Origin of the sequence: Amycolatopsis sp. NPDC047767 (genome assembly GCF_040704195.1) — a bacterium.
Classification (GTDB): Bacteria; Actinomycetota; Actinomycetes; order Mycobacteriales; family Pseudonocardiaceae; genus Amycolatopsis.
In genome coordinates, this window is record NZ_JBEYSJ010000021.1 from 119,841 (window position 1) to 144,524 (window position 24,684).

General features: G+C 70.7%; 22 protein-coding genes. 10 read left to right on the plus strand and 12 right to left on the minus strand.

The genetic code is table 11. The features are described 5' to 3' along the window. Positions 1–80 precede the first annotated feature (80 nt). Positions 81–788 carry a serine/threonine protein phosphatase gene (locus AB0878_RS31960; protein WP_366583928.1) on the plus strand — a complete coding sequence of 236 codons (708 nt, stop codon included), beginning with the start codon at positions 81–83 and terminating at the stop codon, positions 786–788. Here the strand turns inward: AB0878_RS31960 and AB0878_RS31965 are convergent. From AB0878_RS31965 to AB0878_RS31975, 3 genes are read right to left on the minus strand one after another with little or no spacing between them, the layout of a single operon-like run. After that, on the minus strand, positions 777–1,373 hold the full coding sequence (locus tag AB0878_RS31965; RefSeq protein ID WP_366583929.1) for a DUF2127 domain-containing protein: 597 nt from the start codon (positions 1,371–1,373) through the stop codon (positions 777–779). The genes AB0878_RS31960 and AB0878_RS31965 overlap by 12 nt on opposite strands. Before the next feature lie 27 nt (positions 1,374–1,400). Next, entirely contained in the window at positions 1,401–1,829 is a 429-nt protein-coding gene (locus tag AB0878_RS31970) for a hypothetical protein (protein ID WP_366583930.1), read from the minus strand. Beyond that, entirely contained in the window at positions 1,811–2,005 is a 195-nt protein-coding gene (locus AB0878_RS31975; RefSeq protein WP_285973809.1) for a zinc finger protein, read from the minus strand. The genes AB0878_RS31970 and AB0878_RS31975 overlap by 19 nt, the downstream gene beginning before the upstream one ends. Positions 2,006–2,109: 104 nt before the next feature. Between AB0878_RS31975 and AB0878_RS31980 the strand changes: the two genes are divergently transcribed. Together AB0878_RS31980 and AB0878_RS31985 are read left to right on the plus strand one after the other, a co-directional pair. Continuing rightward, positions 2,110–2,943 (plus strand): helix-turn-helix transcriptional regulator, encoded by an 834-nt coding sequence (locus AB0878_RS31980; RefSeq protein ID WP_366583931.1) that lies wholly within the window; start codon positions 2,110–2,112, stop codon positions 2,941–2,943. A gap of 13 nt (positions 2,944–2,956) precedes the next feature. Then, positions 2,957–3,133 (plus strand): DUF397 domain-containing protein, encoded by a 177-nt coding sequence (locus AB0878_RS31985; RefSeq protein WP_366583932.1) that lies wholly within the window; start codon positions 2,957–2,959, stop codon positions 3,131–3,133. A gap of 68 nt (positions 3,134–3,201) precedes the next feature. On the opposite strand, the gene AB0878_RS31990 is transcribed toward AB0878_RS31985, so the two are convergent. From AB0878_RS31990 to AB0878_RS32000, 3 genes are all read right to left on the minus strand, one after another. Beyond that, on the minus strand, positions 3,202–5,583 hold the full coding sequence (locus AB0878_RS31990; RefSeq protein ID WP_366583933.1) for a GH92 family glycosyl hydrolase: 2,382 nt from the start codon (positions 5,581–5,583) through the stop codon (positions 3,202–3,204). Positions 5,584–5,742: 159 nt separating this feature from the next. Beyond that, positions 5,743–6,774 carry a hypothetical protein gene (locus tag AB0878_RS31995; protein ID WP_366583934.1) on the minus strand — a complete coding sequence of 344 codons (1,032 nt, stop codon included), beginning with the start codon at positions 6,772–6,774 and terminating at the stop codon, positions 5,743–5,745. A gap of 97 nt (positions 6,775–6,871) precedes the next feature. Next, positions 6,872–7,033 (minus strand): hypothetical protein, encoded by a 162-nt coding sequence (locus tag AB0878_RS32000; protein ID WP_366583935.1) that lies wholly within the window; start codon positions 7,031–7,033, stop codon positions 6,872–6,874. A gap of 234 nt (positions 7,034–7,267) precedes the next feature. Here AB0878_RS32000 and AB0878_RS32005 point away from each other — a divergent pair, with 234 nt between their 5' ends. From AB0878_RS32005 to AB0878_RS32015, 3 genes are all read left to right on the plus strand, one after another. Further along, positions 7,268–8,188, plus strand: a complete 921-nt coding sequence (locus AB0878_RS32005) for an ABC transporter substrate-binding protein (RefSeq protein WP_366583936.1) — start codon at positions 7,268–7,270, stop codon at positions 8,186–8,188. Beyond that, on the plus strand, positions 8,188–9,495 hold the full coding sequence (locus AB0878_RS32010; RefSeq protein ID WP_366583962.1) for an LLM class flavin-dependent oxidoreductase: 1,308 nt from the start codon (positions 8,188–8,190) through the stop codon (positions 9,493–9,495). Before AB0878_RS32005 ends, AB0878_RS32010 begins: the two co-directional genes overlap by 1 nt. Before the next feature lie 183 nt (positions 9,496–9,678). Further along, positions 9,679–10,476: an endonuclease/exonuclease/phosphatase family protein gene (locus AB0878_RS32015; protein ID WP_366583937.1), complete on the plus strand. Its 798-nt coding sequence runs from the start codon at positions 9,679–9,681 to the stop codon at positions 10,474–10,476. A gap of 48 nt (positions 10,477–10,524) precedes the next feature. On the opposite strand, the gene AB0878_RS32020 is transcribed toward AB0878_RS32015, so the two are convergent. Both AB0878_RS32020 and AB0878_RS32025 read right to left on the minus strand, forming a co-directional pair. Continuing rightward, the gene (locus tag AB0878_RS32020) at positions 10,525–11,877 is read right to left on the minus strand and encodes a hypothetical protein (protein WP_366583938.1); all 1,353 of its coding nucleotides are present in this window, start codon (positions 11,875–11,877) and stop codon (positions 10,525–10,527) included. 143 nt (positions 11,878–12,020) lie between these two features. Then, entirely contained in the window at positions 12,021–12,869 is an 849-nt protein-coding gene (locus tag AB0878_RS32025; protein WP_366583939.1) for a helix-turn-helix transcriptional regulator, read from the minus strand. Positions 12,870–12,970: 101 nt separating this feature from the next. On the opposite strand from AB0878_RS32025, the gene AB0878_RS32030 reads away from it, so the two are divergent. Continuing rightward, entirely contained in the window at positions 12,971–13,735 is a 765-nt protein-coding gene (locus tag AB0878_RS32030) for an SDR family NAD(P)-dependent oxidoreductase (RefSeq protein ID WP_366583940.1), read from the plus strand. Here AB0878_RS32030 and AB0878_RS32035 read toward each other — a convergent pair. Further along, positions 13,684–14,676: an RNA polymerase subunit sigma-70 gene (locus AB0878_RS32035; RefSeq protein WP_366583941.1), complete on the minus strand. Its 993-nt coding sequence runs from the start codon at positions 14,674–14,676 to the stop codon at positions 13,684–13,686. The genes AB0878_RS32030 and AB0878_RS32035 overlap by 52 nt on opposite strands. Before the next feature lie 103 nt (positions 14,677–14,779). On the opposite strand from AB0878_RS32035, the gene AB0878_RS32040 reads away from it, so the two are divergent. Next, on the plus strand, positions 14,780–15,685 hold the full coding sequence (locus tag AB0878_RS32040) for an SDR family oxidoreductase (RefSeq protein ID WP_366583942.1): 906 nt from the start codon (positions 14,780–14,782) through the stop codon (positions 15,683–15,685). 22 nt (positions 15,686–15,707) lie between these two features. On the opposite strand, the gene AB0878_RS32045 is transcribed toward AB0878_RS32040, so the two are convergent. Beyond that, positions 15,708–17,168 carry an amidohydrolase family protein gene (locus tag AB0878_RS32045; protein WP_366583943.1) on the minus strand — a complete coding sequence of 487 codons (1,461 nt, stop codon included), beginning with the start codon at positions 17,166–17,168 and terminating at the stop codon, positions 15,708–15,710. 787 nt (positions 17,169–17,955) lie between these two features. Here AB0878_RS32045 and AB0878_RS32050 point away from each other — a divergent pair. Continuing rightward, positions 17,956–21,183 carry a S8 family serine peptidase gene (locus AB0878_RS32050; RefSeq protein WP_366583944.1) on the plus strand — a complete coding sequence of 1,076 codons (3,228 nt, stop codon included), beginning with the start codon at positions 17,956–17,958 and terminating at the stop codon, positions 21,181–21,183. Here the strand turns inward: AB0878_RS32050 and AB0878_RS32055 are convergent. After that, positions 21,180–22,037 (minus strand): aquaporin, encoded by an 858-nt coding sequence (locus AB0878_RS32055; protein WP_366583945.1) that lies wholly within the window; start codon positions 22,035–22,037, stop codon positions 21,180–21,182. The genes AB0878_RS32050 and AB0878_RS32055 overlap by 4 nt on opposite strands. A 56-nt stretch (positions 22,038–22,093) precedes the next feature. After that, positions 22,094–23,260 (minus strand): ROK family transcriptional regulator, encoded by a 1,167-nt coding sequence (locus AB0878_RS32060; protein WP_366583946.1) that lies wholly within the window; start codon positions 23,258–23,260, stop codon positions 22,094–22,096. A 144-nt stretch (positions 23,261–23,404) separates the two neighbouring features. On the opposite strand from AB0878_RS32060, the gene xylA reads away from it, so the two are divergent. Then, positions 23,405–24,553 (plus strand): xylose isomerase, encoded by a 1,149-nt coding sequence (xylA, locus tag AB0878_RS32065; RefSeq protein WP_366583947.1) that lies wholly within the window; start codon positions 23,405–23,407, stop codon positions 24,551–24,553. The last annotated feature ends 131 nt before the right edge of the window (positions 24,554–24,684 follow it).

Below are 24,684 nucleotides of genomic sequence, written 5' to 3' on the forward strand. Positions count from 1 at the left end.
CCACTCCTCAGGATGTTCCCAGGAAACGGGCGCATTCTGGAAAGTGCAAGGGGGAAGCCGCGAACACCCGGGAGGTCACGATGGCCGGATACCCACGCTGGCACACCGCCAGCGCCCAGGGCCCCCGCGAGCGCAACGCCGACGCCGTGAGCGCCTACGCCCTCGCCGGCGCGCCCGGGATCACCTTCGCTCTCGCAGACGGCGTCGGCGACGACCCCGGCGCCGGCCGCGCCGCCCAGACCGCCGCCGCGGCCGCCGCGCGCACGCCCGTGCAGAGCGGGCCCGTCGCCGCGATCCTCAACGCCCAGCGCGCCCTGCGCGAGCTCGGCGGCACCGGCGACGCCGTGCTCGTGGTCGCCATGCCCTTCCCCGGCGGCTACCGCATCGCGTGGGTCGGCGACTCCCGCGCGTACGCCTGGGACGGCACCATGATCCGCAAGCTCACCACCGACCACACGCTCGCCGAGTACTTCCGCGCGCGCCACCAGCCGTACTCGCCGCGCATGGAGCACATGGTCACCACGAGCGTGCGCACCACGAAACCCGACGAGATCGGCACGACGGAGGTCGTCGGCGGCGGCCTGCTGCTCACCAGCGACGGCGTGCACAAGGTCCTCCCGCCCGCCACCATCGACGAGATCCTGGCCGACCCCGAGCGCGGCGCCGCGGCGCTGGTCGAGACGGCCATCGCCTTCGGCGGCACCGACAACGCCACCGCGCTCTTCGTCGAACAGCCGGAGGTGGACGTGGCCGCCATCGTCACCGAACGATTTCCTTCAGCTGCCTGAACCGGCGCCGCCTGAGCCCGGGCTGCCCGGCTCACGCTGATCGGCGCGTTCCCGGCGCAGCTGCCGGTATTCGCGGTAGACGAGCACGATGATCACCGCGTCGAGCGCCGCGAAGAACGGCAACGCGATCGAATGCGTGTCGATCGCCCGGTACACCTCGTAGACCACGAACGCGCCCAGCACCACCATCGCCACCGGGTAGGCGCGCACCCACTTGCGCGAGAGCGCGAACACCAGCGCCAGCTTGATCACGCCGTGGGCCAGCAGGTACGCGACCGCGAACGTCTTCGTCCCACCGTCCACGAAGTGCTCGGTCGCGAGCTCCAGGTGGTGGGCGAGCGTGCCCGACGGGTCGCCCAGCAGGTCGCGCGTGATCACGGCATGGGTGAATCCGGTGACCACCGACGACGGGATGAACGCCAGGATCAGCGCCCCGACCAGCTGCAGCGCGCCGTCGAGCCCTTTGAGCGCGATCGCGATCTTGAACAGCCGCTCGGTGCTCGTCTTCTGGCTCTTCTGGCTCTTCGGGTCGTTCTGGTCCTTCTGGCCCTTCTCGTCCTTCGCCCCCTGCTCGTCCTCTGCCATCGGTCCAGCCAACACGAAAACCGCCGGTCACGCTCGCGAAGAGCCCCGGGCTTGGCACGATTCGCACCTTGGGTGCCGTGCCGCGCGGTTCGTGGCGTCGCGGCCGTAGAACGGGTAACACGCCGAACCGCACAACGCCAGGAACACGTTCCCGCACCGCAACGGCCTCGGCCCCACCTGGTGCACCAGCCCGATGACGTGCCGGCGCGTGCCCGCCTCGGGCAGCCAGCCGTCGGGCGGCAGCACGGCGAGGATGGCGGCGTTCAGCTCGTCCGACCTGGTCACCAGCGCGCCACCCAGGTCGAGCAACCGCTCGCCGAGGTCGCGCAGCGCGTCGGGGCGCGGCAGGTCTTCCTCGAACGTGCGAGCCAGGAACGCCAGATCCGTGGCCAGCGACGCGTGCAGATCCCGGATCCGCTCGAGGAGCACGGTGTCGTTCACGTCCGGCTCAACCACGCCGACGAACACACCGCACACGTCGGATCGAACCAATTCCCGCCGAGCTGCGGAACGTCCTCCCGCGCCACGGTCACCTCCACCCCGCACAACGCGACGAACGATTCCTCCGGACGCGGCGCGAAAGGCCCTTCGAGGGCGTGCCGTTTTCCCTCGGCCTGCTGCCATCTCAACACAGCGGTCTCCCCTATTCAGCAACGTGCCGAACTTAGCCTTCTGTGCACAGCGGTAAACGCCAACGGCGGCCCGGGTGATCATCCGATTACGTATGCTGACGCCCATGACCAAGCCTTCTGGCACCCCGCGCGCCGTGGCGCTGGGTGCGGCGCTGCGCGAAGTGCGCGAAGCGAAGAAGTTCGGCCTTCGCGAACTGTCGCGGGCACTCGACCTGAACCCGAGTCTCGTCGCGCACTGGGAAGCCGGAACCCGCATCCCCTCCATCGAGGACGTCTCCGCCATGCTGGGCTTCTTCCGCGTGATCGGCGAGTCGAAGCGGCGGATCATGGACCTGGCGCGCAATGTCCGGGACCCCAACTGGATGGCCACCGGCGAGGCGGAGCTGACTCCGGAATTGACCACCCTGCTGCAATACGAACAGGGTGCAAAGTCAATCAGCGCGTGGGCTACCTATGTCATTCCGGGAATATTGCAGACACCGGATTATGCACGCAGGGTATTCGAAGCTTCGGGACTCACCGACACCCAGACAGATGCGCGCATTCGGGTTCGGCTCGATCGACAGAAGATTCTTACTCGGCGCGATCCGATCAAGTATTCCGCGACCATTTCCCTCCATGCCATCGATGAACCGTTGGCACCTGATTGGGTCATGTCAGACCAGATGGATCACCTACTGGCCTTGTCGGAGCGACCCAACGTCACACTGCGAGTCCTGCCACGACGGCCGCAATACCACCCCGGCATGGCGGGATCGTTCACGATTTATGAATATGGCCATCGGAATCCCGTTGTACTGCTTGAGCAGTTCAGTACTACCTCGTTCCTCAGCAGCGATAAGGATGGGAGTCTCTATCAGCAGCTTGCTAGGCTTCTGGCCGGAGAGGCGTTGAGCGAAGAAGCCAGCCGCGAGGTGATCGCGGAGGCAGCGAGATAGGCGGAGGCCAGACATGCAGGCTGCCCAGTGGCGGAAGTCGTCCTACAGTCAGGCGAATTCCGAGTGTGTCGAGGTGGCCGTCTCGGACGAGATCGGTGTCCGGGACACCAAGAATCGCGAAGCGGGACAACTCACCGTCTCGCGCGAAGCGTGGCAGGGCGTGCTCGCCGCGTTGCAGGCGAAGCACTGAAGCAACTGAAGCTCGCGAAGCACTGAAGCCCGGGGTTGCGGCCCTGTTGGACCGCAACCCCGGACTTGTCAGGCGCGCGCCACCGCCGGCGGACCGGCGTTGACGCCCCAGCTCGTCGGGGTGTCCGAGAGCTGAATCTTGATCGTCCCCGCACGCAGCAGGTCCTTGTGCGACAGCCAGCTCTGGCGCAGCTTGCCGTCGTTGCCCCGGTTGCCGGGGCCGTCGGTCTTGACCGAGGACACGTACTGCAGCTTCGACGCGCTGGCGCCCGGGGCCTCGATGGTGATCGTGCGGCCGTGTTCGGGCCGGATCTCGACCTTGTCGAACATGGGCGCGGTGATCACGTAGGTCGCGGAGCCGGGCTGGGCCTCGAAGATGCCGGCCATGGCGAAGACGAGCAGCGACGAGGTGGCGCCGAGGTCGTCGTTGCCGGGCATGCCGTAGACGTTGTCGGTGAAGAGCGTGCGCATGGCGCGCAGCACGGCCGACGTCTTCCACGGCGCGCCGGTCCACGTGTACATCCACGGGGCGGCGAAGTCGGGCTCGTTGTTGGGGTTGAAGGCGAAGTTGTTGTGGTAGTCGTAGGCGCCCGTCACCCAGGAGTCCGCGGCGGCCTTCGCCGGGTCCGTGAGCACGGTGGGCATGTCGAAGAACTTGTCGAGCCGCTGCTCGGCCTGCCCGGCGCCGCCCATCAGCCCGAAGAGGGTCTGCGGGTCCTGCTGGCCCATCCACTGGTACTGCCAGGCCGTGCCCTCGTGGAAGGCGTTGGTCTGCGTCGGGTCGGGGTTGCCCACGGTCGAGCCGTCGGCGTTCTTCGGGACGGGGAAGCCGGTGAAGCCCTGGGAGGTGATCGTCGGGTCCCAGAGTTTGGTGAAATTGTCACAGCGGCCTGCGAGAGTTTTCGCCTTGTCCTGGTAACCCAGCCCCGCCGCCATGGTGGAAAGCGAACAGTCGCCCAGCGCGTACTCGAGCGTGGCGGAGCCGGCCTGGCGGCTGTCGCCGAACTTGTAGCCGGGCAGGTTCTGGTAGGCGACCCAGCCGTTCTGCACGTAGCTGGGGTTGCCGTCGCGGCCGCGGAAGATCGACTGGTCGGCAGGGACCTCGTTGGCGTTCTTCCAGAGCGCGTCGAACAGGCCGTGCGCGGTGCGGTTGTCGAGCAGGCCGCGGTTGTAGAGGTCCACGACCCACGGGGTGATCGGGTCGCCGGACATCACGTTGGTCTCGCTGTTGCCGAGGCCCCAGCGTGGTAACCAGCCACCGTCCTGGTAGATGTGCAACACCGACTTGGCCATGTCGGCGGCCTTGTCCGGGTGCAGCAGCGCCACGAGCTGGTTCTGCGAGCGGTAGGTGTCCCAGAGCGAGAACATCTGGTAGTACGTCGAATCGGCCTTGTGCACCTGGTCGTCGAAGCCGCGGTAGCGGTTGTCCACATCGGACCCGACCGACGGGTGCAGCAGCGAGTGGTAGAGCGCGGTGTAATACGTACGCTGGTCTGGTGTTGTTCCACCAGCCACCCGCATGCGGTCGAGCTCGTTCTCCCAGGTGTTGTGCGCTTGGGAACGCGCCTTGTCAAAAGACTTCGGCTGCTCGGTCTTGCGGTTGAGCCGGGCACCGTCGATCGAGGTGTAGGACAGGCCCACGGACGCGCCGACCTGGTCACCCTTGCTCGGGTCAAAGGTCAGGTAAGCGCCCGCACGCTGGGTGCCGCGGGAGGCGTCGCGCTGGTTCGGGGTGATCGTGCCGTCGGTCCAGGTGCCGAAGCTCTGGAACTTCCGGTCGAACTTCGCGCTGAAGAAGATCCGGTAGCGCTCCTTGCCGGTCTCGCCGCAGAAGTTGCCGCCCTGCAGCCAGCCTTCGACGGTGTCGTTGCCGACCACGTGCACGTCGCCGGCGTAGGTGGAGCCGTTGCTCTGGCCGACCTCCACCAGCACGTTCTCGGGTCCCGAGCCGGCGGGATAGGTGTAGCGGTGCTGGCCGGTGCGCTGCGTCGCGGTGAGCTCGGCCTGGATGCCGTTGTCGAACTTCACGCCGTAGTAGCCGGGCGCGCGGGTTTCGTTGGCGTGGCTGAACTTCGCGCCGTACTGCGCCGGGTCCGACGACGTGACGGCGCCGGTGGTCGGCATGAAGCGGAAGTTGCCCATCGTCTGGCAGCCGACGCCCGAGAGGTGCGTGTGGCTGAAGCCGAGGATGGTGTCCTGCTTGTAGTCGTAGGAGGCGTACTGGTTCAGCTGCGTGTCGGGGCTCAGCTGCACCATCCCGAACGGCACCGCGGCGCCCGGGAACGTGGTCCCGTCGCCGTTGTTGCCGATGCTGGTGTCGACGAGCGTGGTGGGGTCGTCGGCGAACTTCGGGCCTTGCTGGGCCTGGGCGGTGGCTGCCGTGGTGGTGGCCGCTGTGGCCACGGCACTGGCGAGCACCAAGGCGGCGAACACGCGTTTCCGCGCTCTCATCGCGTTCCTTTCGGGTGACAACGTTGTCAGATCGGGGTGTCTACGATCTTTGCCCGTTCCGTGGGGTTCCGTCAATCCACCGCCTGTACCAGTGGCCGATTCACCTGGCGGCTGAATCGGTTCCGGTGGTGCAGACCACTGGTGTGCCGGTTCCGCTGGTCAGTGCCAGGCTTCGCGCTCGGTGCGCACGGCCGCGTCGCGGTCCGCCGCCTCCTCGATCGCCAGCGCGATCCGGTGGTCCTCGATGCCGTCGGCCAGCGGGTACGGCGGCGGGCCTTCGTCGCGGACCCAGGCGCCGGTGTCGGCCAGGAGGGTGGCGATGGCGATCTCTTCGTCGTTCCACCGGCGGCCCTGGTAGGGGTTCCGGTAGAGGACCTCGGAGCCGAAGGTGAGGTGGTCGGTGTCGAAGCCGTCGAGGTCGAGGTCGTAGCCGGTCTGGCGGCGGACGATCGGGGTGTGGACGATCGTGCGGTCGGCGGTCAGCCGCAGGACGTCCTGGTCGGCCAGCTCGCCGCGGGTGCCGCGGACGAGCAGGCGGCGGTGCAGGAGCTGGTTGTGCCACTGGTTGTCGGTGAAGTCGTAGACGCCGAGACCCTGCTCGAAGACGATCGTGGCGAACGTGGTGACCGCGGGTTTGGTCTCGACGTTCTCGGCCCAGCCCGCACGGGAGAGCGGGTCCGCCAGCAACGCGGTCGTCCGCGTGGCTCGCACCTCCACCGGCCCGCGGCCGGCGCCGAGGAAGGTCCGCATCGACGACACGGCGTGGTACTGGTGCGTGGAGGACACGTCGACGCGCGTGATGTCGCCGATCACCCCCGAGCGCGCCAGCGCGATGCGGGCCGCGTGGGCGGGCATCCGGCTGTACTGCTCGGCGACCTGGACCAGACCACTCGGGCCGACGTCTCGCCACAGCGCCCTGAGGCCGTCCAGGTCGGGCGCCGGCGGTGTCTCCGCGAGCACCCGCACGCCGCGGCCCACCAGCTCCCGGATCAGGCCGGGCGTCACGTGCCAGGGCACCGACGTCACCACGAAGTCGGGCTTCTTCGCGAGACACTCGTCCAGCGAGGTGAACACGGGCACCGGCAGCTCCTTCGGGCTGCGCGACACCACACCGAGGCAGTCGAGCTCGTCCGCGAGCCGCCAGAAGTACTCCGCGCGCCAGCCGGACCCCACGATCGCGTAACTCGTCACGTGATCAACGTAGCCCGGTCGCAGGTGCCGCGACCATGCGTGCTTCGACGGTTCTCGGTTCGGCGGTTCTCGGTTCGGCGCCGGGTGGATCCGCGGCTCAACGCTTGCGGGAGCGCTCGGCGGCCCATCGCGCAAGCAGGCCCGCCCCGAGGACCACGAACACCGTCAGCGGAACCTGGAGGTAGTCACCGCCGGTCAGCGAGACGACCAAGATCGCCGGGCCCGCCGCGAGGACCAGGACCAGCAGCGTTCTTGTCACGGGGCTGTCGCCTTCGGGATCAGGTCGTCCGCGAGCGTCTTCGATTGTTGCACCGGTGGCTCGTCGCGGATGACCTTTCGGACCGATATTTCTGGCCGTGAATCGGGAATAACCGCTGTCCACAGCGGACGGCGCCCCCGTGTGATTCCCACGATGTGGTTTCTGTCGGTACCCGTCTATAGGGTCCCAGTGATCGGTCACCCAGACCGTTCTCGACCCGAGGAGTGTGGGCACGTGCGCTGGACCCGGACCATCCGAGCGGCCGCGCTGCTGGCCGTGGCGGCGCTGGGCCTCACGGCCTGCGGTGGCGGCGGCAGTGACCAGCCGGCTGCGCAGAGCAAGGGCGGCGCGCCGATCGTGGTGGCGTCGTTCAACTTCACCGACAGCCAGATCCTCGCGGAGATCTACGCGGGCGCGCTGGAGGCGAAGGGCTACCCGGTCACGCGGAAGCTGAACCTGGGTTCGCGCGAGCTGATCTACCCGTCGCTGAAGAAGGGTGAGCTGCAGTTCGTGCCGGAGTACCAGGGCGCGGCCATCGCGACCGGCTTCGGCAAGGACGCGGTGAAGGACGCGGCCGGGGAGCACACCCAGCTGGCCGCGCTGTTCAAGCCCGAGGGCATCGGCCTGCTGAACTACGCGCCGGCCGAGGACAAGGACGTCTACATCGTGAAGGCGGACCTGGCGAAGTCCAAGGGCCTCTCGACGATCGGCGACCTGAAGAAGCTCGACAAGGTCGTGATGGCGGGCGGTCCGGAGTGCGAGACGCGGCTGCCGTGCTTCAAGGGCTTCCAGGACGTGTACAAGCTCACGAACGCGACGTTCAAGACCGTGCAGGAGATCGGCCCGCGGGTGCAGGAGCTCGACTCGGGTGGCGCGACCGTGATCCCGGTCGACTCGGTGAGCCCGGTGGCCGGTGACTCGAAGTACGTGGTGCTCAAGGACGACCTCGGGATCGAGCCGACGGAGAACGTCGTGCCGGCGGTGAGCCAGAAGGTGCTCGACGAGCGGGGCGCGGACTTCGCGGCGACGGTGAACGCCGTGAGCGCGAAGCTGACCACCGACGAGCTGCGCGACCTCAACAGCCGTGTCGACGCCGACGGTGACCCGGCCGCCGACGTCGCGAAGGACTGGCTGAAGCAGCAGGGCCTGGCGTGATGCGACCGCTGCACTTCAACGCGTTCATCTGGCCCAACGGCTACCACGAGTCCGCGTGGCGCGTGGTCGGCGACGACGTGCGCGGGGTCCTCGGCCTGCCGTACTTCGCCGACATCGCGCGCACGGCCGAGCGCGGCCTGCTGGACACGGTGTTCCTGGCCGACAACATCGCCATCCCCGAGTACCGGGTGTCGCACCTGCCGCAGACGCAGTTCGACCCGATCTCGGTGCTGTCGGCGCTGGCCGGCGTCACCAGCCACATCGGACTGATCGGCACGGGATCCACCACGTACAACAAGCCGTGGGAGCTCGCGCGCCGCTTCGCGACGCTCGATCACCTCAGCGGCGGGCGCGCGGGCTGGAACATCGTCACCACGGTCACCTCACTGGCCGCGGCGAACTTCGGCGAGGCCGCGCACCCCGACCACGCCGACCGCTACGCGCGGGCGCACGAGTTCGTCGACGTCGTCAAACGTTCGTGGGACAGCTGGGAAGACGACGCCATCGTCGGCGACCGCCCGGACGGCGTCTGGGCCGACCGGTCGAAGCTGCACGCGCCGCACTTCCACGGCGAGTTCTACGACGTCGAGGGCATCCTGCCGTTCCCGCGCTCGCCGCAGGGGTGGCCCGTGCTGGTGCAGGCGGGGCAGTCGGCCGCGGGCATCGGGCTCGCCGCGCGTCACGCGGAGCTGGTGTTCTCGGGTCCGCCGTCGCTGGAGGCGGCCGTCGCGTTCCGCACCGACCTGCACGCGCAAGCCGCCAAGGCCGGGCGTGCTCCCGAGCACGTGCTGGTGCTGCCGGCGTTGATGATCACGCTCGGCGACACCGAAGCGGCCGCACAGGAAAAGGCCCAGCGCCTGGAGGACCTGTCCAGCGAGGAGTTCCGCTGGCAGAACGTGCTCTACACCGCCGGGCTCGATCCGGACGCGTACGACCCGGACGCGCCGTTGCCCGCGGAGCTGCTCGAAGCGCCGGCGGCGTCGAGCCGGGCGGCGCAGCTCGTCGAGGCGGCCCGAGCCGAGCCGACCGCGACGCTGCGACAGCTGACCTCGGCCATGAAGAGCGGTGCGGGGCAGTACCACTTCGTCGGCACACCCGAGCAGCTCACCGACCACATCCTCACCTGGCAGGACGCGGGCGCGGTCGACGGGTTCACGATCATGGGCTCGACCCTCCCGTACGAGCTGGCCACCTTCGTCGACCACGTGGTGCCGCAGCTTCAGGCGAAGGGCCGCTTCCGCACGGAGTACACCGGGTCGACCCTGCGCGAGCACCTCGACCTGCCCCGGCCCGCGGGGCGCGGCTGACGCGATCGCGGGCACCACGGAAGCCGCCGGCGCAGGTTCCGTGGTGCCCGCGATCGCGAGAAACCGCAGTGGCGCAGCGGAAAGCGCCGAACTCCGGGACGAAAGTTGCCCGCCGGACGTCCACCCGGTGAACTCTTGCCGAGAGGTCTTCGGGTGGCCCGGCCCGGGCCGCAGAATCTGCTCGTGACTCAACGTTTCGCAGCGCGTCTGCGCACTGTTTTGTTCTGTCTGCTGGCCTTCGGGCTCCTGTCCCCCGCCGTCACCACCGCCACCGCCGGCGCGGCCGAGGCCGGGCACGGACGGTCGCCGTACTCGCTGCTGCAGATGAACGTCTGCTCCAGCGGCTACGCCGGCTGCTACCCCGGCACCCAGTACCCGAAGATCGTCGACGAGGTCGTCGCCAAGATCAAGGCGAACAACGTCGACGCGGTCACCCTCAACGAGGCGTGCAGCGGCGACGTGGCCCAGGTCGCCGCGCGCACCCGCTACCACTACCGGTTCGCCACGGTGATCTACAACGGCGCCCCGCTGGCCTGCAAAACCCCGGAAGGCCGCGGGTTCTTCGGCAACGCCGTGCTCACCAAGGACGCGATCCGCGCCGCCCAGGACGCGCCGTACTCCGTGTTCAGCGGCGTGGAGCAGCGCCGCTGGCTGTGCGTGACGACCGCGCGCGGAGTGGACGTCTGCACCAGCCACCTGTCGACCGACGGCGAGGCCCCCGGCACGACGAACTCCGTCCAGTGCACCGAGCTGTCCACCGTGCTCGCCGCCCGGCACCGGCCGGCCATCTTCGCCGGTGACGTCAACCGGCACCCTTCGTGCGCGCCCCAGGGCTTCTGGACGCTGACCGACGCGGCCGCCGCCAAGGACCCCGGCATCCAGCACTCCTACGGCACGCTCGCGGCGCCCCGCGCGCAGATCCTGCCGACGACCTACACCGACCACGACGCGCTCCTGGTCCACGCCGAACTCCGGCACTGACCCGACGCCGGTCCGGGCGCCCTGGTGTCGCGGCGCCCGGACCGGCTCTCACTTCTTTCGGCGGTTGGCCAGAATCGACTTCAGCAACGTCCCCGGCTTGGCCAGCGTCGACGGATGCGCCAGCAGGTAGGCGACCTCGTCGAACCGGCGCGCGATTTCCGGGTCGTGCACGGACGCGGCGACGATCTGCCCGATCGCCCACTTCTGCAGCCGATAGCCACGCGGGTAGGGGCCGTCCACGTGGGGCAGTTCGAGGTCACCGCCCGTGGACAGGCCCCAGGCGGCGTCGACGATCACGCGTTGCAGCGCGAAGAACGCGCTCGCGGGCACAGCGAGGTCCGGCGCCGAGCGCAGGTACTCCGAGAGGCACGAAGCGTGCAACGCGGCGCAGGCCATGCCCTGCCCGTAGATGGGGTTGAAGGACGCGACGGCGTCCCCGGTGGCCACCAAGCGCGCGGGAAAACGGCGGACGCGGTCGAAGTCGCGGCGGCGGCTGTCGGCGTGGCGGTAGGTGGCGATGCCGCCGAGCATCTCGTGGTCGGCGACGGCGCCGAACTCGTCCGGCAACGCGGTGCGGCACAGGTGGACGAAGTCCTCCGGCGTGCTGCCGGGGCGCCGGTCGAGGTAGCCCGACAGCGTGGCGATCCACCGGTCGTCCTCGAGCTGAACGGTGACCGCGGCCGCGATGCCCGACGGGTCGCCCGGCGAGTGCATCGACAAGCCCACGCGCGCCTCGGGCCGCTCGTCGGTGCGGCGCAGCACGGCGGTGGCGTAGTTCAGGTCGATCTTCATCCGCGTCATCGGCGGCTGGTCCCACCCGGCGCCGGTCAGCCAGTCGCCGAGGCGGCTGGAGCGGCCCATCGCGTCGACGACGAAATCGGCGTCCCTGCGCCCGCCCTCGTACTGCACGGCGGTGACCGCGGTGTCCGAGAACTCCAGCCCCGTCACCCGCGCGACGAGCGCCCGCACGTTCGGCAGCGCCAGCGTGTGCTCCCGGATCTGCGCCTCCAGGAACGGCCGGCTGCTGGTCAGCATTTCGGTGTCCGAGCCGACGACCTTGCGCACGCCGTCGGAATACGTGTGGCGCAACCGCGCCGGCGCCCGCCGCGCACCGGCGGCCACGGTCTTCTCGGTGAAGCCCGGGAACCACCGTTCGAGCTGGCGCAGCCCGGCCGGCAGCAGCACGTGCGTCTGCGACCCCTGCGGCGCTCCCGGCCGCGCGCCGGGGCCGGGGTCGTCGCGCTCCAGCACCACGACCTCGTCGGCGTGGTCCGCGAGCACCCGCGCCGCGAGCAGCCCCGCGACGCTCCCGCCCAGCACCACGGCGGTCTTCACCACCACCGGTCCCGCCGCCGGCGTGCGGGTATCACTCAGCCGCGCGAAAACCTCAGCGGGCGACATGCTCGTTTCCTCCCCGGAACCGCGGACACAGATCGGCAATCCTGTCAGCCCGGCGCGGACTTCCCGATTCCCGTCAACCAGGACCAGTCATCGCCCGAGCCGATCGGGCACGGCGACGTGACCGATCCGCCCCCGCGCAACGATCAGCGAGCCGGTGCCGCGAACTGCTCGTGCCCCAGCACGCCGAGCAGCTGGATCTTCTCCGCGGCCTCCGTCCGCGGCGCCGCCGTCAGCACCAGCAGCGACTGCGACCAGTCCTCCGTGAACAAGGCCTGGCAGTCGACCTCGATCGCACCCAGCTGCGGGTGGATCAACGTCTTGTGGTCCTCGAACCGCCGCGCCACCTCGTGCCGTTCCCACAGCTCGGCGAACTCCGCGCTCTCGTGCTGCAACGCGCGCACCAGCTCGCCGGCCCGGGACTGCGGCCCCATCGAGCCGTACGCGGCGCGCAGGCCCGCGACCTGGGCGCGGCTCTGGCGGGCGCGGTCGTCCTCCGGGTAGATGAGGCGCTCGTCCGGGTCGGTGAACCAGCGGTAGATGCCGCTGCGGGCGAGGCCGGTGTGACGGGAGTGGTCGCCGTAGAGGGCGTCGGCGAAGCGGTTCTGCACGAGGACCTCGCCGAGGTTCGACAGGATCAGCGCGGGCGTGTCGTCGAGCCGGTCGAGGACCCGCAGCAACGCGGGCGCGACGTGGGTGGCGACGGCGACCGCCGAAGGCGCGTTGCGACCGGAGATCTGGAACAGGTAGTCGCGCTCGTCGGCGTCCAGGCGCAGCGCGCGGGCCAGCGACGCGAGCATCTGCTCGCTCGGCTGCGGGCCGCGCTGCTGTTCGAGGCGGGTGTAGTAGTCGGTGGACATGGCGGCCAGCGACGCGACTTCCTCACGCCGCAGCCCGGGCGCGCGGCGACGCGCGCCCACGGGCAGGCCGACGTCCTCGGGTTGCAGCTCCTCCCTGCGTCGGCGCAGGAACTCCGCCAGTGTCGCGCGATCCATGACACTCAGTATCCGGGCTCCGCCGCGCGCGAACCAGGGAGCGGCGATCCCCCGATGAGCGGTCTCTGCACCTCGGCCCGGCGAAACGTCAAAGTCGAGGCATGGACATCAGCGGAAACACCATCTTCATCCCCGGCTCGACCAGCGGCATCGGCCTGGCCCTCGCGCTCGAACTGCGGGCGAAGGGCAACACCGTGATCATCGGCGGCCGCCGCACGGAGCTGCTGCGCGACCTCGCCGCCCGGCACCCGGGGCTCGGCACCGTGGAGATCGACACGACCGACCCGGCGAGCATCGCCGCCGCCGCGAAGGAGGTGCTGGCGAACCACCCCGACCTCAACGTGCTGGTCACCATGTCCGGCATCATGCGCGTGGAGGACTGGCACCGGCCCGAGACGTTCCTGGCCTCGGCCGAAACCACGGTGACCACCAACCTGCTCGGCCCGATCCGCCTCATCGCCGCCTTCGTGGAACACCTGCAGACGCGTCCCGACGCGACGATCATGACCGTCTCCTCGGGCCTCGCCTTCACGCCGCTCAAGATCACGCCGAGCTACAACGCGTCGAAGGCCGCCATCCACATGCTCAGCGAGACGCTGCGCCTGCAACTGGCCGACACGTCGGTGAAGGTCCTGGAGCTGGAACCGCCGTCGGTACAGACGGACCTGCTCCCCGGCCAGGCCGACAACGACCACGCCCAGCCGCTCGACGAGTTCATCGGCGAGGTCATGACCCTCATCGAGACCCGGCCGGACGCCCGCGAGATCCAGGTCGAGCGCGTCAAGTTCCTCCGCTACGGCGAAGCCCGCGGCGACTACGACCAGGTCGTCGCCGCCCTCAACACCGCCGACCCGCACGGGAAGTAGGCCTCGGCGAGCTCGACCGGGAGCCCGAACAAGCCGAACAGCCGCGGCTCGAGGTGCGCCTCGAGCGCGGTGACCCCCTCGCCGGCGACCTCGACGACCAGCACCGCGAAGGCCCGCGAGCCGTGGTAGACCGCGAAGGCGGGCGAACCGTTCGCCTCGATCGGGACGAGCCTCGACGCGCGGCAGGGGCTGTCCTCGCGCAGGAACCACCGCGAGATCTCGGCCCGGCCGGCGAGCCAGAGGCCGTAGGGCGGCATGGCGAGCGTGGCGTCCTCGTGGAGCAGGGCGGTCAGGGCGGGCACGTCGTAGCGTTCGAAGGCCTCGACGAACCGGGCGAGCAGCGCGCGCTGGGTGTCGGTGAGTCCGGCCGCCGGCGCGGGGCGCTCGGCGAGCCGCCCCCGCGCGCGGCGCAACAGCCCGTTCGCGGCGGCCACGGTGATGCCGAGGAACCCGGCTGTCTCGTCCGCGCTGAACTTCAGGACGTCACGCAAGATCAGCGTCGCGCGCTGCGACGCGGAGAGCGTGTGCAGCGCGGCGACGAACGCGAGGCGCACCGATTCGCGCCGCACCACGGTTTCCGCCGGATCGGCACCCGGTGGCAGGAGCCAGCGATCGGGCGCGGGACCGACCCACCTCGCCGGTTCGGCCAGGCCGAGCGGCGAACCCGCGTCGCCGGCCGTGGCGACGTCGACGGGGTGCTCCCGGCGCGGCCGGCGCCGGAGCTGGTCGAGGCAGACGTTCGTGGCGATGCGGAACAGCCACACCCGCGGCGTGGCGGCGCCGGTGAAGCCGTCGCGCCCACGCCAGGCCCGCAACATCGTCTCCTGCACGGCTTCGTCGGCGTCGACGGCCGACCCGAGCATCCGGTAGCAGTAGCCCAGCAGCTCCGGCCGATGCCGGGTGTCGAGGTCGGTCCAGTCGTCAAGGGTGGTCGGCGTCACAACCCCGGCAACGCGCCGGACCTCCGGGGGATTCCGCGGTCAGTTCGCGGCGAGCGCTTCGTCTACAGGGATCGAGAGGGAAATTCGACGAAGGAGCCACCCCATGATCCTCATCACCGGCGGCACCGGGCTCACCGGTTCGGCTGTCGTGCGCGAGTTCGTCCGGCGAGGTCACCCGGCGCGGGCGCTGGTCCGCAGGCCGCTGCCGGCGTTGCCCGGCATCTCCCCGGTGCACGGCGACCTGCTGGCGCCGGAAACGCTCGGCCCGGCGCTCGACGGCGTCGACACGGCCGTCCTGATCTCCGGCGCGGACGGCCGGATGGCCGAGGCGCAGGCCAACCTGATCGACGCCGCCGTGCGGTCCGGTGTGCGGCGCGTCGTGAAGGTGTCCGGTATGGGCACGGACGCGGAATCGGCCTTCCGGTTCGCGCGGCTGCACGCCCGGATCGAGGAGCACCTGCGCGGGTCCGGCCTCGCCTGGACGATCCTGCGGCCGAGCCAGTTCATGCAGGTCTACCTGCGAGAAGTGCCGGCCATGCTCGCCGACGGCGAGCTCGCCCTGCCCCTCGGCGCGACCCGCCTGGCCCCGATCGACGTCGAGGACATCGCGAAGGTCGTCTACGCCACGGCGACCTCCGACGGCCACGAATCGGCCCGGTACGAGATGACCGGACCGCAAGCGCTGACCATGGCGGAGGTCTGCGAAATCCTGACCGGCGTCGTGGGACGGCCGATCCGCTACGTCGACCTCGCCCCCGAGGAGCACCACCGCCGCGTCGTGGCGGCGGGGATCCCGGCGGAGTTCGCGGACGACGTCGCCGCGCTCTTCCACCTTCGCCGCGCGGGGAGTCCGGAGTCCACTGTGGACACCGACGTGTTCTCGAAGCTCGGCCTCCGCCCGACGTCCTTCGCCGACTTCGCCGCCCGTGCGGCTGGACTCTTCCGCGGTGAGGTGCAGCCGGATCGGCTGTGGGCCTCGGGCTGGCAGGCGGGTACTGCCGCGCCCTGACGCGCCGAACCGACCCCCGCGCTCACGCCAGGTGCGTCGGCTTCCCCGCCAGGATCGTCGCCGTCAGCGGCATGTCGCGCAGCTGGGCCGGAGACAGGTGCGACGGGTCGGCCGCCGTGATCATCAAGTCGGCCACGTCGCCGACGGCGATCCCGCGGCGGCCGCCCGAAGCCGCGGCCAGGGCGTCCGCCAGCGGGATCGCCTGCTCCGGGTGCCACGCCGGCCGGTCGTCGTCCGTGCGGCCCACGGCGGCGGCGATCCCGTCCCACGGGTCCAGCGGCGCGACCGGCGCGTCGGAGCCGATTTCGAGGCGGGCGCCGGAATCCAGCAGCGCACGGTAGGGGTAGGCGCGGTCGGTGCGGCCGTACCAGTGGCGGTCGGCGACGTCGCGGTCGTCGGGCTGGTGGGCGGGCTGCACGCTCGCCACGAGGTCCAGCCCGGCGAACCGCGGCACGTCGTCGGACGACAACAGCTGCGCGTGCTCGATGCGGCCGGGGCAGCCGACGGCGGCGAACGCGTCGAGAGCGATGGTGTTGGCCTTGTCGCCGATGGCGTGGACCGCCGGTACCAGGCCGTTTTCCCACGCCCGCCGCAGCAACGGCTCGAGCTCCGCGGGCGGAAGCTCAAGCAGGCCAGGGGAATCCGACTCCGGATAAGGGTCGTGGCAGTAGGCGGTGCGGGTGTTGAGCGAACCGTCGACGAACAGCTTGAACGGCCCCACGGTCAGCAACCCGCCACCGGCCGGCAGCACGTCGCCGGTCCGGTGGCCGCGGGAGATCGCGACGTCCAGCAACGGCCGCGAGATCACGCAGACCACTCGCGTCGCCGGCGCCGCGGCGGCAACGCGGCGGGTCCAGTCGGTGACGGTGTCCGCGTACTCGTAGTCCACGATCCCTGTCACACCACGGGAAGCGGCCGCACCGAGCGCGTCGGCGACCCAGCGGTCCTGCACTTCCAGCGCGGCCGACGGCAGCGCGGCCGTGGCGGTCATGCAGTCGTTTTCCAGCAGCACGCCCGTCGGGTGGTCGCGGCCGATCAGCTTGAGCGCCGCGGGACTGAGCCAGAGCGTGTGCAGATCCGCGCTGAACAACGCCACCGCGCGGCCCGGCAACGCGCGCTGCAGCAGGTCCTTGTGCGGCTTGTCGGGCCAGAGCCCGTCGCGGAACCCGGCGCCGACGACAAGATCCCCCGGCTGGTCCGCCGTCTCCAGCAGCCGCCGCAGCAGCAGCTCCACCGCCTCCGCCGCCGAACGCGCGTCCTCCAGCGGAATGCGCCTTCGGAAGGTGGCCCACTGCACTGCGTGCACGTGAGCGTCGACAAGGCCTGGCAGCAGCGTGCCGCCGTGCCCGTCGAGCACGCGCGCCGCGAAGCCCGACCCGGCGCCCGGCTCCTCGATCGCGGCCACGCGACCGTCGTTCACGCGCACGTCGGCGAGCCCGCCGCCCAGCCCGACCCGCACCCGGCGGAGGAGGAGATCGTCCATCCGTCCAGCCTGCCAGGCCGGTGCGGGGAAAGGGAATCACCGGCACAGCGAGATCACCGTCACCCGGTCACTGCCCGAACGGGTGACGAATGTGCGATGCTGGGAATGTGGGGGTACTCCTCCCTTGTTGGAAAGTACGGCAGCCGTCGCCCGCCGAAGGGTCAGGGCCGGTCAGGGGCGCCGCCTTCACAAGCCGCGCAGGGTTCGACTCCCTCGGTTGCCACGAGCGAGTGGGCGGAGTGTGTCCGCGGAGTGCGCGGGCCTTGCTCGCTCGTTGTGTCTCCGGGGGTGCAACCCCCGGGCCCCGCCCGGAGGGCTTCGCCCCCGGAACCCCCAGAGGTGGTCGCCTTGGTAGGCCGGTCGCGCTTCGGCGGTCCCGGGGCTTCAGCCCCCAGCGGGGTCACCTGGTCAGGCCGCTCACGCTCGGGCGTTCCCGGGGCTTCGGCCCAGCCCCAGCGAAGTCACCTCATCAGGCCGCTCTCACTTCGGCATTTCCGAGGCTTCAGCCCAGCCCCAGCGAGGTCACCTCGTCAGGCTGTTCGCGATTCGGTATTTCCGGGGCTTCGCCCCGACCCCAGCGAAGTCACCTCGTCAGGCCGCTCACGCTTCGGCATTTGCGGGGCTTCGGCTCGGCCCCAGAGGTGGCTGCCTTGGTGGGTTGTCTTGCCCGTCGGGTTCCGGGGGGCCCAGTGGCGGTGGGGGTTAGGCCGTTCGTCTCACGTCGAATTGCGGCCGATAGGCTGACTGTCTGATTGATGCGGATGGTCCCGACCTGTGTACTGCTCCGATGACACAGCAGAGATCACGCTGGAGACGGCGGGCCGGGATCACCCTCCTCGCCACCGCCCTCGGCGTCGCGCCCGTCGGGGTGCCCGCTGCGCTCGCCGCGCAGCCCCCGTCCTCCCCCGGAAACCCCGCCGCCACCGACGGCAAGACCCTCGATGACCACGACCGCGCGCTCGTCGCCGAGGCCCAGCGGGCCGGCAAGCGCACCGTGACGCTGCTGGTCGCGGCCGAGCGTGGCCGGTCGAGCGCCGCCGTGAACGACCTCAAGGCCCTCGGCGGAGTGGTCGAGTCCACCGACGCGAAGCTCGACTACGTCAAGGTCTCCGTGCCCGTCGCGAACGCCGAGAAGGCCGCGAAGCTCAAGTCGGTGAACGCAGTGGACGTCGACGGCCTCATCCACCGCGACGACCCGAAGCCCGAAGCCGCGGCCAACCCCATCCCGCAGCCGGCTCCGGGCAAGAAAACCCCGCGCGTGAACCCGTACCTGCCCACCGGCGACACCTACGCCGCGCAGTTCGGCCAGACCTTCGGCGGCTGGGACGGCAAGGGCACCACCGTCGCCGTGCTCGACTCCGGCGTCGACCTCGACAGCCCCGCGCTGGCCAAGACCAGCCACGGCGAGCGCAAGATCGTCGACTGGTACAACGCCAACGCCACCAACTCCGGCGACGGCACGTGGGTCCAGCAGTCCACCCAGACCTACACCGGCACCTTCAACTCCAGCGGCCGCGACTGGACCGCGCCCGCCACCGGCGGCCCGTACACCTTCGGCCTGTTCAAGGAGACCGCGGGCGACCTCGGCGGCGCCGGCAGCGAGACCGGCGGCGACCTCAACCGCGACGGCGACCGCACCGACTCGTGGGGCGTCCTCCTCGACACCGCCACCAAGCAGGTACGCGTGGACCTCGACGGAGACGGCGACTTCACCGACGAGAAGCCGATGTCCGACTACGCCAAGAACTTCGACGTCGGCTACTTCGGCACCGACAACCCGGCCACCGACCGCGCCGAGCGCATGGCGTTCGTGGTGCAGACGGACAAGCCGGGCTTCGTCAACATCGGCATCGCGGGCGCCGAGCACGGCACGCACGTGGCCGGCATCGCGACGGGCAACGACCTGTTCGGCGGCAAGATGGACGGGGCTGCCCCGGGTGCGAACGTGATGGCCGTGAAGGTCTGTCTCACCACGGACTCCTGCACCTCCAGCGGCCTGCTCGACGGCGTGGTCTACGCCGCGAGCCACGGCGCCGACGTCATCAACATCTCCATCGGCGGCCTGCCCGCGCTCAACGACGGCAACAACGCGCGCGCGGAGCTCTACAACCGCACCATCGCCGAGTACAACGTGCAGATCTTCATCTCCGCGGGCAACTCCGGCGCGGGCGCGAACTCGGTCGGCGACCCATCGGTGGCCACGGACGCGATCAGCGTCGGCTCGTACATCACGCGCGAGACGTGGCTGTCGAACTACGGCTCCAAGGTGTCGAAGGCCGAGGCGCTGCACCCGTTCTCCTCGCGCGGCCCGCGCGAAGACGGTGGCTTCAAGCCGGACATCATCGCGCCCGGCGCGGCGATCTCCACCGTGCCGCGGTGGGAGGCGCCGGGTCCGGTCGCGGGCACGTACGAGCTGCCCGCCGGCTACGCGATGCTGCAGGGCACGTCGATGGCCTCGCCGCAGGCGACGGGCGCGGCGGCGCTGCTGGTGAGCGCGTACAAGGCGACACACCACGGCCAGCGGCCGCCGGTCTCGGCGCTGCGTTCGGCGATCAAGTCCACGGCGCGCTTCGTGCCGGGGATCGGCGCCTACGAGCAGGGCGCCGGGCTGTTCAACGTGCCCGCCGCGTGGGTCGCGCTGTCGCTGAACCCGAAGCCGGACACGGTGACCACCGCCGTCGACGTGCACACCGTGCAGGCGAACCTGCTGAAGCCCACCCCGGGCGTCGGCGTCGGCATCCACGACCGCGAGGGCGTGACCGTCGGGAAGTCCTACACGCGCACGTACACGCTCACGCGCACGTCCGGTTCTTCCCGTCCGGTGGTGTATTTCGCACGCTGGGTGGGCAACGACGGAACATTCTCCTCGGGTTCCCTGGTGTCTTTGCCACTGAACAAGCCCGTCTCCTTCCAGGTCAAGGTGAACCCCAAACAGGCCGGCGCGCATTCGGCGTTGCTGTACCTGGACAACCCGCTGACGATCGGCGTCGACGTGCAGACCATGAACACGGTCTTCGCGCCGGCGGAGTTCGCCTCGTCGGGCATCTTCACCGCGTCGGGCACGATCGCGCGCAACCAGTCGGTGAGCTACTTCCTGCGCGTGCCGCAGGGTGCGAGCTCGCTGCAGGTGGACCTGACCGGCGGCGGTGACCCGGGCAAGGGCCAGGTGCGCTTCCTGCGCTACGACCCGACCGGCGTTCCGGTCGACAGCAACACCTCCACCAACTGCTACAACCCCGACGCGGGCGCGGGCTGCGTCGGCGGCACGCCGACCAGCCGCACGCTGACCAACCCGCTGCCGGGCGTCTGGGAGATCACGGTGGAGGCGCGGCGGACGTCCGATGTGGACACCGCGCCGTACAAGCTGACGGTTTCCGCGCTGGGCACCGCGATCACGCCCAATCCGGACGACATCGCGTCGGCTCCGCTGGGTGCCGCGGTGAACCGCACGTACACGGTGAAGAACTCGCTCAAGGCGTTCACCGGGCACGTGGTGGGCAGCACCTTCGGCAGCGCGAAGATCACGCGGCCGACGATCGCCCAGGACGCCCAGCAGCAGACGCAGCTGAACGTGCTGCCGGGTTCGTCCTCGCTGACGGTGACGATCGGCAACACCGCCGACACCGCCGCCGACCTGGACCTGTCGGTGTACAACTGCTCCAGCGGTTCGTGCGTCCTCGCCGGCCAGAGCGCCGACGGTGACTCCGAGGAGTCGGTGACGATCCAGAACCCGGCCGCGGGCGAGTGGATCGCGGTCGTCGACGGGTACTCCGTGCCCACCGGGACCACGGCGTTCGACTACCTGGACGTGTTCGTGAACCCGTCGTTCGGCGGCGTCACGGTGACCGACCCGGTCGCCGCGCACGCCTCGGGCACCACGTGGACCGTGCCGGGTGTCGTGACGGCCTCGGCCGCCCCGGGTGCGGGCCGCGTGCTGCGCGGCCGGCTGTCGGTGGTCGACGGCGCGGGCGCGACCGTGGGCGGCGGCACCGTGCTGGTGCGCTCGGTGAGCTAGGTGTTCTCCGGGGAGCGCGCCGCCGCGCTCCCCGGAAGCACGCCCTGCGCCGCCTTCTCGCCGCTGCGTCCGCCGCCGCGGCCGCGCAGGATGTACGCGATCCCCACCGCGATGATGCCGCCGGCGATCGGGCCGGCGAGGTAGGCCCACCAGGACGTCCAGTCGCCCCGCACCAGCGCGGGCCCGAGCGAGCGGGCCGGGTTCATCGACGCGCCGCTGACCGGCGCTCCCCACAGCCCGGCCAGCGCGATGTAGCTGCCCACCGCGATCGCCGCCAGCGGCCCCACCTGCTGGGCGCCCGAGGCGCTGCCCAGGATCACGCTCACCAGGCCCGTGGTCAGCACGAGCTCCCACAGCATCGCCGTGACCGTGCTGATCCCGCTGCCGGGCAGCGTCAGCCCGGCGTCGCCCTGCTTGCCGAGCAGCGCCCACAGCAGCAGCGTGGCCAGGGCCGCACCGGCGAACTGCGCCACGAGGTAGGCGGGCACGCGTTTCCAGGGGAAGTCACCGCGCGCCGCGAACGCGAGCGTCACCGCCGGGTTGAGGTGGGCGCCGGAGACCGTGCCCATGAACAGGATGATCGCGGCCACCATCAACGCCGGCGCCACGACCTGCGCCGACGTCGGGATCGCCGAGCCGCCGAACCGGGCGTTGACGACCCCGCCGCCCACGGCGACGAGAACCAGCAGGAAAGTGCCGAACAGCTCCGAGAACAGTCGCCGCCCCTCGTAGCGGTCGTTCCAGAAGTCGAACTCGCCGGCCACGGAGTTCGGCTGGCCCATCGAGCGCAACGCGACTTCGGCGTGGCGCACGCGCGCCTGGTCGGGTGTCCGGGCGGTCGGCTGGGCGGTCATCGAACACCTCGATTCGGCGGGGCTTCGTCGTCATCGTCGGCCCGCCGGTGCCGAAGTCACCTCACCCGTCGGGGATGAGCCGGGGTCAGGAACGGACCGGGGTCGGCCAGCACGTGGTGGATGGTGCGCCCGGCCGCGCCCAGGGTGGCGGCGTCACCGCCCACAGTGGACGGTGCGAGCGTCGGGACGGAGCCGCGCAGGCGGCCCAGACGGGCGGCCAGCACGGTTTCCGCGGCGGGCGCCAGCCAGGGGAAGAGCGGGGCGAAGACGCCGCCGAGCACCACGTGGTCGAGGTCGAGCAGGTTGACGGCCGAGGACAGCGCGAGGCCGAGCGCTTCGCCGGCCGCGGTGGCGGCCTCGGCCGCGGTGGGGTCGCCGGTGCCGAGGTTGCGGAGCAGCTCGGGGACGGTCTTGACGCCCGCGGCCGCGAGCAGGGCTTCTTGTCCCGCATAGGTTTCCAGGCAGCCGGACGCGCCGCAGCGGCAGCGCGGGCCCGCCGGGGACACGACGACGTGGCCGAGTTCGCCGGCGAGCCCGTGGCTGCCGGGGAACAGCGCCGAGTCCACGACCAGGCCCGCGCCGATGCCGATCTCGCCGGAGACGAACAGGAAGTCCGGCGGTCCGGCGCCGAACCAGAGCTCGCCCAGCGCGCCGAGGTTGGCCTCGTTGTCGAGCGTGACGGGCACGGGCAGGTGCAGCATGTCGGCGGCGCGGACGTCGCTCCAGCCGAGGTTGGGGGCGCTGAAAAGCACGCCGTCGCCGACCGGGCCGGACACGGCGAGGACCGCACCGGCGACAGTGAGGTTCCCGGCTGCGGCGAGGGCTTTTTCGGCGAGGTTCTGCAGCTCCCCCAGCACTTCCTCGGGACGCGAACCGCGGTTGTCGCGCTCGCGGCGCTCGGTGAAGCGCACGGTGCGGGCGAGGTCGAGCAGGCAGACGGCGAGGTAGTCGACGTTGATCTCCAGCCCCAGCGACGCCACGCGCGCGCCGGAGAGCACGACCTCGACGCCGGGGCGGCCGCGTTCGCCCGCGCGGGCCGGGCCCGTCTCGGCGAGGAAACCGGCGTCGAGCAGGTCGCCGACGAGCTTCGACACGGTGGACTTGGTGAGGCCGGTGAGCTCCGCGAGCGCCGCACGGGTGAGCGGGCCGCGCCCGGCGACCTCGCCGAGCACCAGTTCGAGGTTGCGCGCGCGCATCGAATCGTGCCGCACCGCCTGCGTCATCCCCGTGGCCTCCTCCCGGAACTGTACCGAGGCCCCGGTGAAGCGGTGACCCTTGACGGGCGGGCCTCCGGGGCGCATATTTAGTCTACAACGTGAACTAAATACTCACTGGATTGAATCTGCACTGGATTGAAGGGGATCGTCATGACCGACTTCGCGCCCACTCCGGACGACAAGTTCTCGTTCGGCCTGTGGACCGTGGGCTGGCCGGCCGCCGACCCGTTCGGCGTGGCGACGCGGCCGGCGCTGGACCCGGTCGAGAGCGTGCACCGCCTGGCCGAGCTGGGCGCGTACGGCGTGTCCTTCCACGACGACGACCTGCTCGCCACCGAGCCCGACCGCGACACGGCGGTCAAGAAGTTCAAGGCGGCGCTGGAGGCCACGGGCCTGAAGGCGCCGATGGCGACCACCAACCTGTTCACGCACCCCGTGTTCAAGGACGGCGGCCTCACCAGCAACGACCGCGACATCCGCCGGTACGCGCTGACGAAGGTGCGCCGCAACCTCGACCTGGCCGCCGAGCTGGGCGCGTCCACGTACGTCCTGTGGGGCGGCCGCGAGGGCGCCGAGTCCGACGCGGCGAAGGACGTGCGCGCCGCGCTGGACCGCTACAAGGAGGGCCTCGACCTCCTGGCCGACTACGCCGTGTCCCAGGGCTACGCCATCCGGTTCGCCCTGGAGCCCAAGCCCAACGAGCCCCGCGGCGACATCCTCCTGCCCACCATCGGGCACGCGCTCGGCCTCATCTCGCAGCTGGAGCGCCCGGAGCTGTTCGGCCTCAACCCGGAGGTCGGCCACGAGCAGATGGCCGGTCTGAACTTCGTGCACGGCATCGCGCAGGCGTTGTGGCAGGGCAAGCTCTTCCACATCGACCTCAACGGCCAGCACGGCCCCAAGTACGACCAGGACCTCATCTTCGGCCACGGCGACCTGACGTCGGCGTTCTTCCTGGTCGACCTGCTGGAGACCGGCGGCTACGACGGCCCGCGCCACTTCGACTACAAGCCGCTGCGCACCGAGGACCCCTCCGACGTGTGGGACTCGGCCGCGGCGAACATGCGGATGTACTTGATCCTCAAGGAGAAGGCCGCCGCGTTCCGGGCGGACCCGGAGGTGGCCGCGGCTCTGTCGGCTTCGCGCGTTGACGAGTTGTCAGTGCCGACGGTGGCCCCGGGCGAGACCCTGGACGACCTGGCGGCGGACTCGTTCGACGTGGAGGCCGCGGGCAAGCGGGGGTACCACTTCACGCGGCTGAACCAGCTGGCGCTGGAGCACCTGCTCGGCACCCGATGACGGTGCCGGGCGCTTCGATTCACTGACTTCGCCGCGGTTCGGGGCCGGGCCCGGGCTTTCCAGCTCGGGCCCGGCCCCGAACCGTTTGCGGGGACGGGAACCGCGGGTACGGGCGCAGCCGGGGCCGAGGT